Genomic DNA, 15427 nt, shown 5'->3' with positions numbered 1-15427 from the left:
CCCGTCGCGGCCCGGCCGGCGGCCGCGGCACGGGCGCCCGCCGCCGCGGCCCGCCCCGAGCCGCCCCGGCCCGCCCCGCCGGTGCGGGTGTCCCCGGTCGATCTGGTCACGGCGCTGAACTTTCCCGACGGGCCCGACGATCACGAGGCCATCGCGGCCCTGCGCGCGGCGCTGGCCGATCCCGAAGCCGCCCGCATCATCCGCGCCGCGCAGGACGTGGTGACGCTGCTTGCGCAGCACGGGGTCTACACCGACGACCTGCCCGGCCCTGCCGCCTCGGCCGGGCTGTGGCGGCGCCTGATGGATGGCGAGCGGGGTCCGGCGCTTGCCGCGCTGGCAAGCGGCGATGACGAGGTCGTCGAGATCACCGCCGGGCTGATGCAGGGGGACGAGGTGTTCCGTGACGCTGCCCAGCATTTCATCCGCCAGTATGACAAGGCCATGGCACGGGTCGCGGCCGAGCTGGAAGATGTCGGGCTGGAAGCGCTGGCCGTCACCCGCTCGGGCCGGGCTTTCGGGCTGCTGGCACAGGTGACGGGCAGGTTCGGCTGATCCCCGCGGCCTTGCGCCGGCCGATACCGGCGCTAAAGCTGGCCGCCGCAGGACAGGCGGGTTTCCTTTCATGACGCAGACAGTTCAGCCCGCGGCGGCAGATGGCGACGCGCCCGCCCCTTCGGTGACGCGGGCGGCCCGCGCGGGCTTCCTGCAGGCGCTGCCCTTCCTGCTGGTGCTGGTGCCCTTCTCGATCCTGTTCGGGGTGGTCGCGACCGCCGCGGGCCTCGACATCGTGCAGACTGTGGGCTTCTCGATCGTGGTGCTGGCGGGGGCGTCGCAGTTCAGCGCCGTGCAACTCATGTCCGACCAGGCGCCGGTGCTGATCGTGCTGGCCTCGTCGCTGGCGATCAACCTCAGGATGGCGATGTATTCGGCCTCGCTGACGCCCTGGATCGGCCGCGCGGCCGGCTGGCAGCGGGCGGTGATCGCCTATGTGCTGGTGGACCAGACCTACGGCATGGCGATCCAGCAGTTCGAGCGACGCCCCGAACTGACCGTGGCCGAGCGCGTCGCCTATGTTTTCGGCGCCTCGCCGGTCCTCTGCCTGCCCTGGATGCTGTTCACCTATGTGGGCGCCTCGGCGGGGCAGATGATCCCGGCCGACTGGCCGCTGGATTTCGCGGTGCCGATCACCTTCCTTGCGATGATCGCGCCGATGCTGCGCACGCTCGCCCATGTCGCGGCGGCGCTGGTCGCGGTCCTGTCGGCGCTGGCCCTGTCGGGCCTGCCCTCGGGCACGGGCGTGCTGGTCGCGGGCGCGCTGGGCATGGCCGCGGGCGCGGCGGTCGAGACATGGCAGGTCCGCCGGAGGGAAACCTGATGCAGGGCTATTCCGACGCCACCATCTGGCTGGTGATCGTGGCGCTGGGGATCGGCACCTTCCTGCTGCGCTGGTCCTTCCTGGGCGTCGTCGGCGACCGCCCGGTGCCGGAATGGGCGCAGCGCATTCTGCGCTATACGGCGGTGTCCGTCCTGCCCGCGATGGTCGCGCCGCTGGTGCTATGGCCCGCCGCCACCGGCGGCCAGCCCGACCCGGTGCGCCTTGCGGCCGCAGGGGCGACGGTGGCGCTGGGCCTTCTCACCCGCAACACGCTCTGGGCGATCATCGCCGGCGGCGCGGTGCTGGGCTTCGGCACCTGGCTCGCCTGAAGTCGTCTTCCGGCCTCACGCATCCCGGGGACGTCCGAGCGTCCGGGAGAGGAGGCGATCAGAAAACAACCCCCAAGGCTGTTTTCCCGCCGCATGGTCCAATGGACTATTCCCGGCGAGGAAGGCCACGGCAATGGCCCGAAGGCGGGGGCAGCGCGCCCATTCTTACCGTGCCGTCCGCACCAGTTGCCCCCCCCGGTAGCCCTCGACCGAGCCATCCTTCTGCCGCAGCAGGACGTCGTGGTTGTTGGCCGGATCGCCGTCCTGGTGCCGTTTCGACTGCACCCCCGGCAGGGTCAGGAACCATTCGCGCAGCTTCAGCGGGCTGAAGCCGGTGGGCGCGCCCTCGAAGCCCGGCACGTTGCGCAGCGCCTGCCCGCTGTTCACCGCGCAGTAGCTTTTCGGCGAGGCCCCCTGCGCCTCGACCGCGCGGATGGCGGCCTCGGCCACCTCGGGGCGGACGAAGACGGTGTCCTCGGCGACCCAGTAGGTCTCGCGCGCGTGGTAGTCGATGTAGAAGCGCTTGAAGTTGTCGGTGATCCCGTAAAGCACGTCGTTGCGTTCGGGGATCTGCGGGTGTTCCCAGCTTCCTGCGGGGTCGTAGATGACCCGCTGGCTGCCGTTGATCATCAGGGCGGAATGGCCGCCCTCGCCGCGCGGGATGCCGATGATTGTGAACAGCGTGACCGAGGGCGGCTCGCCCGACACGAAGCGGGCGCGGCGCAGGGTGTCGTCCTCGGCCCAGCGTGGCTCGGCGCAGGCCGCCAGCGCGGCCGTCGCGGACAGCGCCAGGAAAGAGCGCCTGTGCATCGGCATCATCATCTCGGTCCCCCGAAGCCGCCGCCTTCGTCGGGCGGTCGGCGAATGGCGGTTTTCAGGCGTTGGAAAGCGCCAGGAAGATCAGGATCGCGATGACGGCGACCGCGCTCCAGGTGGCAAGGCGGATGAAGCCGTTGAAGGTCCGCTCCTGGGTGGCGATTTCCATGGTGCCGTGGGTGTGATGACCCTCGGCGTGGCGGTCGGCGGAGTTCTGCGAATGCGTCGTGGCCATCTGTCTTCCGTTCTTCCCTGGTCGCGGCGTGTCGGCGTATCGCTAGCTCAAAGCGCAGGCGCTGTCACGCCCTCCACAACACCCCGCCCAGCGCGTCGGTGCCGACCGGCCACGCCACGCCGCGGGCCTGAAGCGCGTTCAGGTGAGCGACCGCCTCGGCCAGCGCCAGCCCGTATTCGCTGTCGCCGATCCGGCGGCCGAACAGCAGGTCGAAGCAGCCCGCCGCCGTGCGCGGACCTTGGGCCAGGGCGGCGGCCAGCCGGCGGAGGGCCGATTCGTGGTTTTCCGCCAGTTGCTGCAACCGCTGCGGCAGGCCGGTGAAGGGCAGCTTGTGGCCGGGCAGGACAAGGTGGCGCGGCTCGGCCAGTCCTGCGAAACGGGCGCAACTGTCCAGCCAGTCGCCGACCGGATCGGCCCCCGGTTCGGTCGCGTAAACCCCGAGGTTGGGCGAGATGCCGGGCAGAAGCTGGTCGCCGCCGATCACCAGATCGTCGCTGTCCGACCAGAGCGTCAGATGCTCGGCCGCATGGCCCTCGCCGGTCAGCACCGCCCAGTCGCGCCCGCCCAGCCGCAGGCGCTGGCCGTCCCGCAGCCGGCGATAGCCCAAGGGCAGCGGGTGGACGACATCGGCGGTGTTCCACGGACGTTCCCGCATCCGCTGGTCCAGCCGCGCCTCGTCCATGCCGGCGCGGCGCCAGAACTCCACCTGCTGCGGCACCGGGCTTTCCTGCACGTCGAGCGACAGCATCCGCGCGAACAGCCAGGCCGTCCGGCTGGTCAGCAACTCCGCCCCCTGGTCCATGAACCAGCCGGCCAGCCCGATGTGGTCGGGGTGCTGATGCGTGGCCAGCACCCGCGCCACCGGCGCGCCCGCCAGCGGCCCGGCAAGCAGCGTCTGCCAGATGGCGCGGGCGCGTTTGGTGTCGAACCCAGTGTCCACGATCGTCCAGCCGTCGGCATCGGCCAGCGCATAGGCGTTGACGTGATCGAGCCGCATCGGCAGCGGCAGCCGCATCCAGAACACGCCCGGCGCGACCTCGATTGCCTCGCCTTCTGCCGGCGGCTCGGGCCAGGGGTGGCGGATGCCGTCCGTCGGCCGGGGTGCGGCCGTCATGCGGTGCCGGCGAAGGCGGCGTCGGGGATGGCCTGCAGGTCGGCGATGCCCGCCCGCGCCTCGGCCAGGTCGCCCGCGTTCCGGGGCAGGACGCGGGTGATGAAGATGCGCGCCAGGATCTTGCGTGATTCATCGCCCTTGAGCGCGGCGATCAGGTGGAAATGCGCGCCCAGCACCCGGGCGAAGGCATTGAGATAGGGCATCGCCCCCGCCAGTCGGTCGGCCTGACCCAATTCGATCAGCGCGGTCGTGGCGTCGCGCAGCGTCTCGGCGGCATCCCACAGGGCACGGGCGAGATCGGGCAGTTCCGTCTGCGCGTCCTTGGCGCCGTCCAGCACCTCGTCGATCAGGCGGAAGGCGGCCTCGCCGCCGTCCATCATCTTCCGCAGCACGAGGTCGATGGCCTGGATGCCGTTGGTGCCTTCGTAGATGGGGGTGATGCGGACGTCGCGCAGATACTGGGCGGCGCCGGTTTCCTCGACATAGCCCATGCCGCCATGGACCTGCACGCCCATGTCGGCCACGCGGCAGCCCACATCGGTGCCGTAAGCCTTGGCGATGGGCGTCAGGAACGCCGCGCGGGACGCGTGATCGGCATCCTGCATTGCCGCCGCCATGTCCAGCGCCTGCGCGCAGGCAAGGCCGATGGCGCGGGCGGCGAAGACCTCGGCCCGCGCGGTGGCCAGCATCCGGCGCACGTCCGGGTGGCCGATGATCGGCCCCATCTGCCCGCGGTCCGCCGCATAACCCGAGGCGTGCTGCAGCGCGGCTTCCCCCACCGCAACGCCCTGCATCCCAACGGCCAGCCGTGCCGCGTTCATCATCGTGAACATCGCGGCCATGCCCTTGTGTTCCTCGCCCACGAGCCAGCCCTTGGCGCCCTCGAAGCTCATCACGCAGGTGGGAGAGCCGTGGATGCCCATCTTGTGTTCCAGCGACACGACCTTGAGGCTGTTGGCCACGCCCAGCCTGCCGCTGTCGTCGGGGATGTGCTTGGGCACCATGAACAGGCTGATCCCCCGCGTGCCCTTGCCGCCATCGGGCAGGCGGGCCAGCACGAGGTGGCAGGTGTTCGCGTTCACGTCGCTGTCGCCCCAGGTGATGAAGATCTTCTGCCCGGTGATGCGGTAGCTGCCGTCCCCGTCGGGTTCGGCCCGCGTGGAAAGGGCGCCCACGTCGGACCCCGCCTGCGGCTCGGTCAGGTTCATGGTGCCGTTCCATTCGCCCGAGATCAGCTTGGGCAGATACAGCGCCCTGATCCCGTCGCTGGCGTGGTGCTGCAGCGCCTCGATCTGGCCCTGCGTCAGCAGCGGGTTCAGTTGCAGCGCAAGGTTTGCGCCCGCCATCATCTCGCCCACGGCGACGTTCAGCGTCTGCGGCAGGCCCGCGCCGCCGTATTCAGGGTCGGCCGACAGCCCGATCCAGCCGCCCTCGGCGATGGCCGCCATCCCTGCATCAAAGCCGGGCGAGGTCCGCACCGCGCCGTTTTCCAGCCGCGCGGGCGTCAGGTCGCCGCTGCGGTTCAGGGGCGCCAGCACCTCGGATGCCATGCGCCCGGCTTCGCCCAGGATCGCGGCGACGGTGTCGGGGGTCGCCTCGGCAAAGCGCTCGGTCGCGGCGACGGGGGCCAGCGGCACCACGGATTCAAGGATAAAGGCGATGTCACTGACGGGTGCGCGATAGGCCATGAAACTGTTTCCCCCTGCCGCGCGAGGGCCGTTGCATTCCAGCCCGGCGCGCGTATCTGAACCGTTGCCGCAACCCTAGCCGTCGTCCGGCCGACCGCAACCCGCAACGAGGCGCGATGACCGGCCGTCCCACCCTGACCTTGCGTCCCGACCCCCAGGGCATCGCCCATGCGGCCCGGCTGCTGGCTGCGGGGGAAACCGTCGCGCTGCCGACCGAGACGGTCTACGGGCTGGCCGCCGACGCCCGGAACGGCCAGGCGGTCGCGCGCATCTACGAGGCCAAGGGGCGGCCATCCTTCAACCCGCTGATCGTTCACACGGCCGATGCCGGAGCCGCCCTTGAGATCGGCGCCTTCGATGACGAGGCGCTGCGGCTGGCGCGGGCCTTCTGGCCCGGTCCACTCACGCTGGTGGTGCCGCTGAGCCTCGAGGCAGGCATCCCCGGGATCGTGACGGCCGGGCTGGAAACAGTGGGTCTGCGGGTGCCTTCGCATCCTGTCGGCCATGCGGTGCTGGCGGCTTTCGGCGGGCCGCTGGCGATTCCCTCGGCCAACCGCTCGGGCCGGATCAGCCCAACGGCGGCGGCGCATGTGCTTGATCCCGACGGCGGGCTTTCGGGCCGGATCGCGGCGGTGGTGGACGGGGGCGCCTGCCCGGTCGGGGTCGAATCGACCATCGTAGGCTGGCGCGACGGCGCGGCCACCCTGCTGCGCCCCGGCGGGGTTCCGGCCGAGGCCATCGAGGCCGCGCTGGGCTATCCGCTGGCGCACGGCGCGGAGCTTTCCGCCCCCGACGCGCCGGGGCAGCTGTCCAGCCACTACGCCCCTGCAGCGAGCGTCCGGCTGGGCGCGACCGAGAGGCGCGAGGACGAGACGCTGATCGGCTTCGGCCCCATCGCGGGCGACCTGACGCTGTCGGCCACGGGCGATCTGACCGAGGCCGCGGCGCGGCTGTTCGACGCCCTGCGCGCCGCCGACCGGCGGGGCCGCCCCATCGCCGTGGCGCCCATCCCTGCAAAGGGGCTGGGGCTGGCCATCAATGACCGGCTGGCCCGCGCCGCGGCGCCGCGGTGACGGTTGCCCGGATGCGGCCGGGCGCGTAGCTTCGCCCCATGACCGCCAACCCGACATGGAGGGGGACGACCCTCGACGCGGAAACCGCGCTGGTGCTGCTGGAATGGCAGCGCGAGATGGGCGTGGACGAGCCGATCCTCGACGCGCCGGTGGACCGCTATGCCGAACCGGTCCGGCCGCCGGTGGCGCGGCCCGAGCCTGCCGCGCCGATGACCTCGGGTCAGGGGACGGGCGCGCTGCCGGGCCTTGAACCCGCCGCCGCTCAGGCCGGACAGGCAGCGGCGATGGCCGCCCGCGCCCGGACGCTGGCCGAATTGTCCGAGATCCAGGGCGGCTTCGAGGGGCTGGACATCCGCCGGGGCGCCCGCAACTTCGTCTTCTCGGACGGCAACCCTTCCGCGCGGGTGATGATCCTCGGCGAAGCGCCGGGCGAGGAGGAAGACCGGCAGGGCCGCCCCTTCGTGGGACGTTCGGGGCAGTTGCTCGACCGGATGTTCGACGCGATCGGCCTGTCGCGGCAGGCGGCGGATGCGGAACGCGCGCTTTACATCACCAATGTCCTGCCATGGCGGCCCCCCGGCAATCGCCGCCCCGAAGAGGCCGAGATCGACGCGATGCTGCCCTTCGTCGCCCGCCATGTCGAACTGGCGGCGCCGGATTTCCTTGTGCTGATGGGCAACGCGGCCTGCAAGGCGGCGCTGGGCCGGGACGGCATCCTGCGGCTGCGGGGGCATTGGACGGAAGCCTTCGGCCGGCCCGCCCTGCCGATGACGCATCCCGCCTATCTGCTGCGCAACCCCATCGCCAAGCGCGATGCCTGGGCGGACCTGCTGTCGCTGTCCGCCCGGCTTCAGGCCGGGTCGCAGCCCTGATATTCGACTGCGCCCTCGGGGCCGATCAGCGTCAGCCGCACCTGCGCGGGGTCCAGCGGAAAGGGGCGGGCGACCGGCGGCACGAAATCCGCGACCGCCGTCAGCCGCCCGTCTTCCGCCGTCAGGTCGGGGGCCGACACCCAGACCTCGGGCGCGGCAAGCTCCAGCGCGGCGGCGGTGCCCGCGCCGGCCGTGCCTTCGACCGAGGCCGCGACCTGCACCCCGTCCGCGATCTCGGTCATGCTGCAGTTCAACGCCGCCTCGACCGTCTCGGGCACCTGCGCCAGCGCCGCGATGATGCGGGGGTCCGGCAAGGGGGTGACGGGGGGAATCGCCATCGACAGATGCGCGGGCACGCAGACGTTGAGGCAGAGGCCCAGTTCGACCGCGACCTTTCCGCCGACCGGCTGTCCCGGCGCGGCGGGCGTGATCTCGATCGGCAGCACCAGCGCACCGTGATAGCCGAGCGTCCGCTCTCCGCCCGAATCGATCACCTCGGGGCGCGGCCAGTGCGGCGCGGCGTGGCCGAGGTTCGTCGCGGCTGTCCAGTCGAACTGCGGCGGCACCCCGCTGTCGCCCGGGCTGCGCCAGTAGGTCTTCCACCCCGGCAAAAGCTCCAGCCGCAGGGCGGTCATCAGGCTGCCGGCCTCGGTGATGTAGGGGGGCAGCAGCTCGGCCCGCGCCAATCCCGGCGGCAGGTCGCCTGCCCATGCGGGGCCGAGGGCGAGAAAGGCGGCAAGAGGCAGGGCAAGGCGCGTCATGGAACCGACCTAGGCCGGCAGGGGGCGGGGTGGAAGTCACATCTGCGCCACGGTGCCGTGCAATCTTGCGCGAGGGCCGGGGGATGCCGATGTTTCATCCGAAAGGAAGACCCATGACCCGTTCCGATGATTCCGCAGATCCCCGGGGACACCGGCCCGACAACCTGACCGGCAAGGTGCTGATCGCCATGCCGGGCATGGCCGATCCGCGCTTTGCCCATTCCGTGGTGCTGATCTGCGCCCACGGCGACGAAGGCGCCATGGGCATCGTGCTGAACAAGCCCCTGCCCGGCATCGGCTTCTCCGACCTGCTGGGGCAGCTCGGCATCGACTCCAGGGGGGGCGCCCCGGCGGTTCCCGTCCATTTCGGCGGCCCGGTCGAACCCGGCCGCGGCTTTGTCCTGCATCCTCTGCCCGAGGATGACACCGAGGACGAGGGGATGCTGCGGATCGGCGGGCTGCGCCTGGGGCTGACGACGACGCGCAACATCCTCGAGGACATCGCCCGGGGGAAGGGGCCCGACCGGGCGGTGCTGTCCTTGGGATATGCGGGCTGGGATGCGGGCCAGTTGGAAACCGAGATGATGGCGAACGGCTGGCTGACCGCCGAGGCCGGCGACGAGCTGATCTTCGGCACCGACAACGCCCAGAAATGGCAGGCCGCGCTGAGGTCGCTGGGCGTCGATCCGCTGGCCCTGTCCACGGCGGCCGGGCACGCCTGACCGGCCGCAGGGCCGGGGGCTGCCCCCGCCGTCTTGGGGGGGCACGGGGTATTTGGTGCGGAAAGATGCCCGCGGCTTGCCCGGTCCGCGCCGGTTTGCGATAGAGGCCGCACCTGCGACCCCGGAGGCCCGCCATGACGTTCCGCGCCCGCCACCTGCTTGGTGTCGAACAGCTTTCGCCCGCCGAGATCACGACCCTGCTGGATCTGGCCGAGACCTATGTCGCACTGAACCGGCGCACGGTGAAGCACGGCGACGCGCTGGAAGGGCTGACCCAGATCAACCTGTTCTTCGAGGCCTCGACCCGCACACAGTCGAGCTTTGAACTCGCCGGCAAGCGGCTGGGCGCGGACGTGATGAACATGGCCGTGGCACAAAGCAGCGTGAAGAAGGGCGAGACGCTGATCGACACGGCGCTGACGCTGAACGCGATGCAGCCCGACCTGCTGGTGGTGCGCCATCCCCATTCCGGCGCGGTGAACCTTTTGGCCGAAAAGGTGAACTGCGCCGTCCTGAACGCCGGCGACGGGCGGCACGAGCATCCGACGCAGGCGCTGCTGGACGCGCTGACGATCCGCCGCGCCAAGGGGCGGCTGCACCGGCTGACCGTCGCCATCTGCGGCGACATCGCCCATTCCCGCGTGGCCCGGTCCAACCTCATCCTGCTGGGCAAGATGGAGAACCGCGTGCGGCTGGTGGGTCCGGCGACGCTGATGCCCTCGGGCGTGGGCGAGCTTGGCTGCGAGGTCTGCGAGGACATGGCCGAGGGACTGAAGGATGCTGACGTGGTGATGATGCTGCGGCTGCAGAAGGAGCGGATGGACGGCGGCTTCATCCCGTCCGAGCGTGAATATTTCCACCGGTGGGGCCTGGATGCGGCAAAGCTGGCGCTGGCCAAGCCCGACGCCATCGTGATGCATCCCGGCCCGATGAACCGTGGGGTCGAGATCGACGGCACCCTCGCCGACGACATCAACCGCAGCGTGATCCAGGATCAGGTGGAAATGGGCGTGGCCGTCCGCATGGCCGCGATGGACCTGCTGGCGCGGAACCTCCGCGCCGAGCGCGGGGCCAGGGCGGCGGGGGAGGGGACCTATGTCTGAAGCCTCGGTCCTTTCGTCGCGGTCGCATGGGTATCTTCATCAGGAAGAACTCCGGGCGCTGTCATGATCCTGCATTTCCAGAACGCCCGCCTGATCGACCCCGAGGCGCTGACGGACGAGCCCGGCAGCCTGACCGTTCAGGACGGGTTGATCGTTTCCGTGGACGACGACGCGCCGGAAGGGGCGCGCATTGTGGATTGTGCAGGGCGCTGCCTTGCGCCGGGGATCGTGGACTGGGGCGTCAAGATCGGCGAGCCGGGCGAGCGGCACAAGGAATCGATGCGCTCGGCCGCGCTGGCAGCGGCGGCGGGGGGGGTCACGACCATCGTCGCCCGGCCCGATACCCTGCCGCCCATCGACGCGCCGGAATCGCTGGAATTCGTGACCCGTCGCGCCTCGGAACAGCCGGTTCGCATTCGCCATCAGGCGGCGCTGACGCGCGGGCGGATGGGCGCCGAGATGGTCGAGATGGGGTTCCTGCAGGATGCGGGTGCGGTGGCCTTCACCGACGGGGTGCGGGTGGTGAAAAACACCCGTCTGCTGTCGCGCTGCATGACCTATGCGCGGGGCCTGGGCGCGCTGATTGTGGGGCATCCGCAGGATGCGGGGCTGTCGCAGGGGGCGGCGGCGACCAGTGGCAAGTTCGCCTCGCTTTACGGGCTGCCCTCGGTCACGCCGCTGGCCGAGCGGATGGGGCTGGAGCGGGATCTTGCCTTGGTCGAGGCGACGGGGGTGCGCTGGCACGCCGACCAGATCACCACGGCGGCGGCGCTTGTGGTGCTGGACCGGGCGCGGGCGGCGGGGCTGGACGTGACGGCGGGGACCTCGATCCACCATCTCACGCTGAACGAGTTCGACGTGGGGGATTACCGCACCTTTTTCCGGCTGACGCCTCCGCTTCGGTCCGAGGACGACCGGCTGGCGCTGGTCGAGGCGGTGGCCGAGGGGCGCATCGACGTGATCGGGTCTTTCCACACGCCGCAGGACGAGGAGGCCAAGCGCCTGCCCTTCGAGGTTGCGGCCCCCGGCGCGGTGGGGCTGGAAACGCTGCTGCCCGCGGCCATGCGGCTTTATCATGGGGGCGGCGTGGGGTTGGCACAACTGTGGCGGGCAATGTCGCTGAACCCGGCGCGTCGGCTGGGGCTGGACGGCGGGCGGCTCGCCATCGGGGCGGCCGCCGACCTGGTGCTGTTCGATCCCGATGCGCCCTTCGTGCTTGACCGCTTCGCGTTGCGGTCCAAGTCGAAGAACACGCCTTTCGACGGCACGCGAATGGAAGGGCGTGTGCTGGGAACATGGGTCGGCGGAAAGCGCGTCTTCGGGGGCGAGGATGATTGAGCCGTCGGCGATGATCCTTGCCGCGGTGCTGGGCTATCTGCTGGGATCGGTGCCCTTCGGCGTCCTCATCACGCGGGCGCTTGGCCTCGGCGATCTGCGCAAGATCGGGTCTGGCAACATCGGCGCGACCAATGTGCTGCGGACGGGGAACAAGGGCGCGGCGCTGGCGACCCTGCTTCTGGACAGCGGCAAAGGCGCGGTCGCGGTGCTGGTTGCCCGCTGGCTGGGCGGCGAAGACGCGGCGCTGGTCGCGGGTGCCACCGCCTTTCTGGGCCATCTGTTTTCCGTCTTTCTGGGCTTCAGGGGCGGCAAGGGGGTTGCGACCTTCCTCGGCACCACCATCGCGCTTCACTGGCCCATCGGGCTGATAGCTTGCGGGCTGTGGCTGGCGACGGCGGCGATTACCCGCATCTCGTCGCTGTCGGCGCTGGTCGCGGCGGCGGGGGCACCGATCCTCGCGCTGGTTCTCGGCGCGCAGGGACTTGCGCTGACGGCGCTGTTCATGGCGGTGCTGATCTTCCTCAAGCACCGGACCAACATCGCCCGGCTGCTGGCGGGGACCGAGCCCCGGATCGGTCAGCGCGGGTAAATCGCGGCGTTTTCCGCCCGGATGCGGATCGTCAGCACAGCCGCATTGAGGACCGAGAACACCAGCGCCACCCAGCCGAGGCCAAGCACCAGCGGCGCCACCGCGATCTCGGCCACCACCAGCGTGTAGTTCGGGTGGCGCAGGACACGGAACGGGCCACGCCGGACCAGCGGTTCGTCCAGCACGATGATGCGGGTGGTCCAACGCGGGCCCAGGGTGCCGAGTATCCACAGCCGCAGCCCCTGCAGCAGCACGAAGATCGCCAGCCAGAACGGCCGCAACGGCTCTCCCCAGCCCAGCAGCGCAATGGCGACGAGCCAGCCGGCGTGCAGGGCGACGATCAGCGGGTAATGCGCCGCCCCATGCTCGACGGCGCCGCGCGCCAGCAGGCGGGCGGTGTTGCGGCGGGCGAGGGCGAGTTCCGCCAGCCGCTGGGCGATCAGAAAGCCGATGAACAGGACCGAGGGCCAGACTGCTTCAGACATCCAGCGGCAGCATCGACAGGGTGAAGCCCGGACCCAGCGCCGACAGCAGCAGCCGTCCCTGCGGCTGTCGCGCCAGCATCCGTTCCAGCACGAACAGCACCGTGGGCGCGGACATGTTGCCGGCGTCGCGCAGCACCTCGCGTTCCAGATCCAGCGTGCCCTCGGGCAGGTCCAGCGCCGTCTCGATGGCGGTGACGACCTTGGCCCCACCGGGATGACAGACGAGCCGGCTGACAGGCGCAGGCCCGAGGGCGGGACGCATCGCGGCGAAGGCCGCGCCAAGCTGATCGGTGGCGAAACCGGGAATCGAGCGGTCGAAGATCACGCCCAGCCCCGTGTCGTCCACGTTCCAGCCCATAATGTCGAGGGTGTCGGGCCACATGTGCTGCACCCCGCGCCCGAGGCGCGGCGCGGAACCGGCTGCGGGGCCGGAGCCCAGGACCGCCGCGGCCGCCCCATCCCCGAAAAGCGCCGTGGCGATGATGTCGGCCTTGTCCATCCGGTCCATGCGGAACAGCAGCGTGCAGGTTTCCACCGCGACCAGCAGCACCCGCGATCCGGGACGGGCCGCCGCCAGGTCCCGCGCGATGGACAGCCCCGAGACGCCCCCCGCGCAGCCCAGCCCGAAGACCGGCACCCGCATCACGTCGGCGCGAAAGCCCATCTGCCGCGCCACGACAGCTTCCAGCGTCGGGGTGGCGACCCCGGTCGAGGAGATGGTGACGATGCCGTCGATCTGGTCCGACCGCAGACCGGCCGCGGCCAGCGCCCGGCCAGCGACCTCGCGGAACAGGTCGGCCGCCCCGGCAAGATAGGCGTCGTTGCGCGCCTTCCAGCCATGCGGTCGGCCGAACCAGTCGAAGGGCACGACCGAATGGCGCTTGTCGATGCCGGCATTCTCGAAGGCCGAGACGATCCGCTCGAACTGCGGATAGCGCGGGGCCAACAGCTCGCGGGCGCGGGCGATGACCTCGGCTTGCGGCAGGACGTGGGGTGGCAGGGCCGTCGCCAGTCCAAGCAACCCCACCTCGTTCTCGGTTCCACCCGCGGCCAGCCGGTGGTCAGTCCACGGAGCGGTCACGGGTTCGTCCTTTCGTGTTGGGCGCAGTGCAGACTGCGCCCGCACGCATCCCTCCGTCAATCACCCGTCAACGGGTCGGGACCGGCTCCTCGCCGCGATAGTCGTAGAAGCCGCGCCGGGTCTTGCGGCCAAGCCATCCGGCCTCGACATATTTCACCAGCAGCGGGCAGGGGCGGTATTTCGTGTCCGCCAGCCCGTCATGCAGCACGTTCATGATCGCAAGGCAGGTATCCAGCCCGATGAAGTCCGCAAGCTCCAGCGGGCCCATCGGGTGATTCGCGCCCAGCTTCAGCGACTGGTCGATCGAGCGGACGTTGCCGACGCCTTCGTATAGCACATAGACCGCCTCGTTGATCATGGGCACGAGGATGCGGTTGACGATGAAGGCGGGGAAATCCTCGGCGCTGGCGGGGATCTTGCCCAGCTTTTCGACCACCGCGCAGAGCGTGCGATAGGTCGGTTCGTCGGTGGCGATGCCGCGGATCAGTTCGACCAGCTGCATCACCGGAACGGGGTTCATGAAATGAAAGCCCATGAAGCGTTCCGGCCGGTCGGTGCGGGACGCCAGCCGGGTGATCGAGATCGACGAGGTGTTCGAGGTCAGGATCGTCTCGGGCTTCAGATGCGGGACGATCTGCTCGAAGATCCGGTTCTTGACGTCCTCGCGTTCGGTGGCGGCCTCGATCACCAGGTCGGTCTGGCCCAGTTCCTCGATATTCGGCGTGGTGCGGATGCGGGCCATGGCGGTAGCCTTCTCCTCGGCCGAGATCCTGCCGCGGCCGACCTGCCGTTCGAGGTTCTTGTCGATGAGGGCCACCGCATTGGCCATCGCATCGGCCGAGATGTCGGTCATCAGCACATCGTAGCCCGAAAGCGCAAAGACATGGGCGATGCCATTGCCCATCTGCCCGGCGCCGATCACGCCCACCGATTGCACCGCCATGCCTGTTTCCCTTCGCTTTCCGGTTCCGGGGGGACGATAGGTCGGCAGGCGGTGGCGGTTCAATGCGAAAACGCCGGACAGGAAAGAACCGCCCGGTTGCAGCCGGGCGGTTCGATGGATCACTGAGGGATCAGATCTTCTCGGTCAGTTCCGGCAGCACGGTGAAGATGTCTCCCACCAGTCCGTAGTCGGCGACCTGGAAGATGGGGGCCTCCTCGTCCTTGTTGATGGCGACGATGACCTTGCTGTCCTTCATGCCCGCAAGATGCTGGATCGCGCCCGAGATGCCGGCGGCGATGTAAAGCTCGGGCGCCACCACCTTGCCGGTCTGGCCCACCTGCCAGTCGTTCGGGGCATAGCCCGAATCAACCGCGGCCCGGCTTGCCCCCACGGCCGCGCCCAGCTTGTCGGCCAAGGCCTCGATCAGGGCGAAGTTCTCCTTGGACCCGATCGCCCGCCCGCCCGAGACGATGCGCTTGGCCGAGGTGAGCTCGGGGCGGTCCGAGGCCGCCACCCGGTCCTCGACCCAGGAGGACAGGCCGGGATCGGCGGCGGCAGCGGCGGCCTCGACCGGGGCCGAGCCACCCTCGCCCGCCGCGTCGAAGCTGGCGATGCGCACCGTCAGCACCTTGATCGGGTCCGAGGACTTGACCGTCTGGATCGCGGCCGAGGTGTAGACGCCGCGCTCGAAGGTGTCGGCGTCCACGATCCGGCTGACCTCGGGGATCACCATCACGTCCAGAAGCGCCGCCGCGCGCGGCAGGACGTTGCGGGCATCCGTGGTGCCCGGGGCGGCGATGTGGCTGAACTGCGGCGCAAGCCCGACCAGCAGCGCCGCCATCGGCTCGGCCAGACGGTGGGCATAGGCCGCGCCCTCGGCCACCAGCACCTTCGCCACGCCCG

Annotated in this window: 17 protein-coding genes and 1 pseudogene; 9 read left to right on the top strand and 9 right to left on the bottom strand. The window is 70.4% G+C overall.

The features are described from left to right. From H5395_RS13635 to H5395_RS13625, 3 genes and pseudogenes are all read left to right on the top strand, one after another. Nucleotides 1-552: pseudogene (locus H5395_RS13635) on the top strand (hypothetical protein); the annotation flags it as partial. Nucleotides 553-622: 70 nt separating this feature from the next. Further along, a complete protein-coding gene (locus H5395_RS13630; RefSeq protein WP_182793125.1) occupies nucleotides 623-1375 on the top strand; it encodes an AzlC family ABC transporter permease in 753 nt (250 codons plus the stop codon). Continuing rightward, nucleotides 1375-1704, top strand: a complete 330-nt coding sequence (locus H5395_RS13625; RefSeq protein WP_182793124.1) for an AzlD domain-containing protein — start codon at nucleotides 1375-1377, stop codon at nucleotides 1702-1704. The genes H5395_RS13630 and H5395_RS13625 overlap by 1 nt, the downstream gene beginning before the upstream one ends. Before the next feature lie 165 nt (nucleotides 1705-1869). On the opposite strand, the gene H5395_RS13620 is transcribed toward H5395_RS13625, so the two are convergent. The 4 genes from H5395_RS13620 to H5395_RS13605 form a co-directional block, all read right to left on the bottom strand. Continuing rightward, entirely contained in the window at nucleotides 1870-2514 is a 645-nt protein-coding gene (locus tag H5395_RS13620; protein WP_182793123.1) for a hypothetical protein, read from the bottom strand. A 64-nt stretch (nucleotides 2515-2578) separates the two neighbouring features. Beyond that, the gene (locus H5395_RS13615; RefSeq protein WP_182793122.1) at nucleotides 2579-2755 is read right to left on the bottom strand and encodes an aa3-type cytochrome c oxidase subunit IV; all 177 of its coding nucleotides are present in this window, start codon (nucleotides 2753-2755) and stop codon (nucleotides 2579-2581) included. A 64-nt stretch (nucleotides 2756-2819) separates the two neighbouring features. Continuing rightward, the gene (locus H5395_RS13610) at nucleotides 2820-3869 is read right to left on the bottom strand and encodes an MBL fold metallo-hydrolase (RefSeq protein ID WP_182793121.1); all 1050 of its coding nucleotides are present in this window, start codon (nucleotides 3867-3869) and stop codon (nucleotides 2820-2822) included. After that, nucleotides 3866-5557, bottom strand: a complete 1692-nt coding sequence (locus tag H5395_RS13605) for an acyl-CoA dehydrogenase (RefSeq protein WP_182793120.1) — start codon at nucleotides 5555-5557, stop codon at nucleotides 3866-3868. The genes H5395_RS13610 and H5395_RS13605 overlap by 4 nt, the downstream gene beginning before the upstream one ends. A 116-nt stretch (nucleotides 5558-5673) precedes the next feature. On the opposite strand from H5395_RS13605, the gene H5395_RS13600 reads away from it, so the two are divergent. Both H5395_RS13600 and H5395_RS13595 read left to right on the top strand, forming a co-directional pair. Beyond that, nucleotides 5674-6630 carry an L-threonylcarbamoyladenylate synthase gene (locus H5395_RS13600; protein ID WP_182793119.1) on the top strand — a complete coding sequence of 319 codons (957 nt, stop codon included), beginning with the start codon at nucleotides 5674-5676 and terminating at the stop codon, nucleotides 6628-6630. A 38-nt stretch (nucleotides 6631-6668) separates the two neighbouring features. Beyond that, nucleotides 6669-7502: a uracil-DNA glycosylase gene (locus H5395_RS13595; protein WP_182793118.1), complete on the top strand. Its 834-nt coding sequence runs from the start codon at nucleotides 6669-6671 to the stop codon at nucleotides 7500-7502. Here the strand turns inward: H5395_RS13595 and H5395_RS13590 are convergent. Further along, on the bottom strand, nucleotides 7481-8263 hold the full coding sequence (locus tag H5395_RS13590) for a protein-disulfide reductase DsbD domain-containing protein (RefSeq protein ID WP_182793117.1): 783 nt from the start codon (nucleotides 8261-8263) through the stop codon (nucleotides 7481-7483). The genes H5395_RS13595 and H5395_RS13590 overlap by 22 nt on opposite strands. A gap of 113 nt (nucleotides 8264-8376) precedes the next feature. Here H5395_RS13590 and H5395_RS13585 point away from each other — a divergent pair, with 113 nt between their 5' ends. The 4 genes from H5395_RS13585 (at nucleotide 8377) to plsY (ending at nucleotide 12015) form a co-directional block, all read left to right on the top strand. Next, complete coding sequence (locus tag H5395_RS13585; protein ID WP_182793116.1) at nucleotides 8377-8985, top strand: YqgE/AlgH family protein; 609 nt, start codon at nucleotides 8377-8379, stop codon at nucleotides 8983-8985. Nucleotides 8986-9119: 134 nt separating this feature from the next. Beyond that, complete coding sequence (locus H5395_RS13580) at nucleotides 9120-10088, top strand: aspartate carbamoyltransferase catalytic subunit (protein ID WP_182793115.1); 969 nt, start codon at nucleotides 9120-9122, stop codon at nucleotides 10086-10088. A 63-nt stretch (nucleotides 10089-10151) separates the two neighbouring features. Next, nucleotides 10152-11426 (top strand): dihydroorotase, encoded by a 1275-nt coding sequence (gene pyrC / locus H5395_RS13575; protein ID WP_182793114.1) that lies wholly within the window; start codon nucleotides 10152-10154, stop codon nucleotides 11424-11426. After that, nucleotides 11419-12015, top strand: coding sequence for a glycerol-3-phosphate 1-O-acyltransferase PlsY (plsY, locus tag H5395_RS13570; protein ID WP_182793113.1), 597 nt, complete (start codon nucleotides 11419-11421; stop codon nucleotides 12013-12015). The genes pyrC and plsY overlap by 8 nt, the downstream gene beginning before the upstream one ends. On the opposite strand, the gene H5395_RS13565 is transcribed toward plsY, so the two are convergent. The 4 genes from H5395_RS13565 to H5395_RS13550 form a co-directional block, all read right to left on the bottom strand. After that, complete coding sequence (locus H5395_RS13565) at nucleotides 12003-12500, bottom strand: isoprenylcysteine carboxyl methyltransferase family protein (protein ID WP_182793112.1); 498 nt, start codon at nucleotides 12498-12500, stop codon at nucleotides 12003-12005. The genes plsY and H5395_RS13565 overlap by 13 nt on opposite strands. Continuing rightward, nucleotides 12493-13581 (bottom strand): type III polyketide synthase, encoded by a 1089-nt coding sequence (locus H5395_RS13560; protein ID WP_370576458.1) that lies wholly within the window; start codon nucleotides 13579-13581, stop codon nucleotides 12493-12495. The genes H5395_RS13565 and H5395_RS13560 overlap by 8 nt, the downstream gene beginning before the upstream one ends. A gap of 67 nt (nucleotides 13582-13648) precedes the next feature. Next, nucleotides 13649-14524, bottom strand: a complete 876-nt coding sequence (locus H5395_RS13555) for a 3-hydroxybutyryl-CoA dehydrogenase (protein WP_182793111.1) — start codon at nucleotides 14522-14524, stop codon at nucleotides 13649-13651. A gap of 130 nt (nucleotides 14525-14654) precedes the next feature. Beyond that, on the bottom strand, nucleotides 14655-15427 hold a 773-nt coding region (locus tag H5395_RS13550), incomplete at its 5' end, for an electron transfer flavoprotein subunit alpha/FixB family protein (RefSeq protein ID WP_182793110.1).

Source organism: Paracoccus sp. MC1854 (assembly GCF_014164635.1).
Lineage (GTDB): Bacteria > Pseudomonadota > Alphaproteobacteria > Rhodobacterales > Rhodobacteraceae > Paracoccus.
The sequence above is the reverse complement of the archived record's forward strand: the minus strand, read 5'-3'. Positions and strand labels throughout refer to the sequence as shown.

Coding starts and splice junctions, on each gene's coding strand:
- H5395_RS13615 (WP_182793122.1), bottom strand. CDS start 2,755: ATGGCCACGACGCATTCGCAGAACTCCGCCGACCGCCACGCCGAGGGT.
- H5395_RS13605 (WP_182793120.1), bottom strand. CDS start 5,557: ATGGCCTATCGCGCACCCGTCAGTGACATCGCCTTTATCCTTGAATCC.
- pyrC (WP_182793114.1), top strand. CDS start 10,152: ATGATCCTGCATTTCCAGAACGCCCGCCTGATCGACCCCGAGGCGCTG.
- H5395_RS13630 (WP_182793125.1), top strand. CDS start 623: ATGACGCAGACAGTTCAGCCCGCGGCGGCAGATGGCGACGCGCCCGCC.
- H5395_RS13620 (WP_182793123.1), bottom strand. CDS start 2,514: ATGCACAGGCGCTCTTTCCTGGCGCTGTCCGCGACGGCCGCGCTGGCG.
- H5395_RS13555 (WP_182793111.1), bottom strand. CDS start 14,524: ATGGCGGTGCAATCGGTGGGCGTGATCGGCGCCGGGCAGATGGGCAAT.
- H5395_RS13580 (WP_182793115.1), top strand. CDS start 9,120: ATGACGTTCCGCGCCCGCCACCTGCTTGGTGTCGAACAGCTTTCGCCC.
- H5395_RS13585 (WP_182793116.1), top strand. CDS start 8,377: ATGACCCGTTCCGATGATTCCGCAGATCCCCGGGGACACCGGCCCGAC.
- H5395_RS13590 (WP_182793117.1), bottom strand. CDS start 8,263: ATGACGCGCCTTGCCCTGCCTCTTGCCGCCTTTCTCGCCCTCGGCCCC.
- H5395_RS13610 (WP_182793121.1), bottom strand. CDS start 3,869: ATGACGGCCGCACCCCGGCCGACGGACGGCATCCGCCACCCCTGGCCC.
- plsY (WP_182793113.1), top strand. CDS start 11,419: ATGATTGAGCCGTCGGCGATGATCCTTGCCGCGGTGCTGGGCTATCTG.
- H5395_RS13565 (WP_182793112.1), bottom strand. CDS start 12,500: ATGTCTGAAGCAGTCTGGCCCTCGGTCCTGTTCATCGGCTTTCTGATC.
- H5395_RS13595 (WP_182793118.1), top strand. CDS start 6,669: ATGACCGCCAACCCGACATGGAGGGGGACGACCCTCGACGCGGAAACC.
- H5395_RS13600 (WP_182793119.1), top strand. CDS start 5,674: ATGACCGGCCGTCCCACCCTGACCTTGCGTCCCGACCCCCAGGGCATC.
- H5395_RS13625 (WP_182793124.1), top strand. CDS start 1,375: ATGCAGGGCTATTCCGACGCCACCATCTGGCTGGTGATCGTGGCGCTG.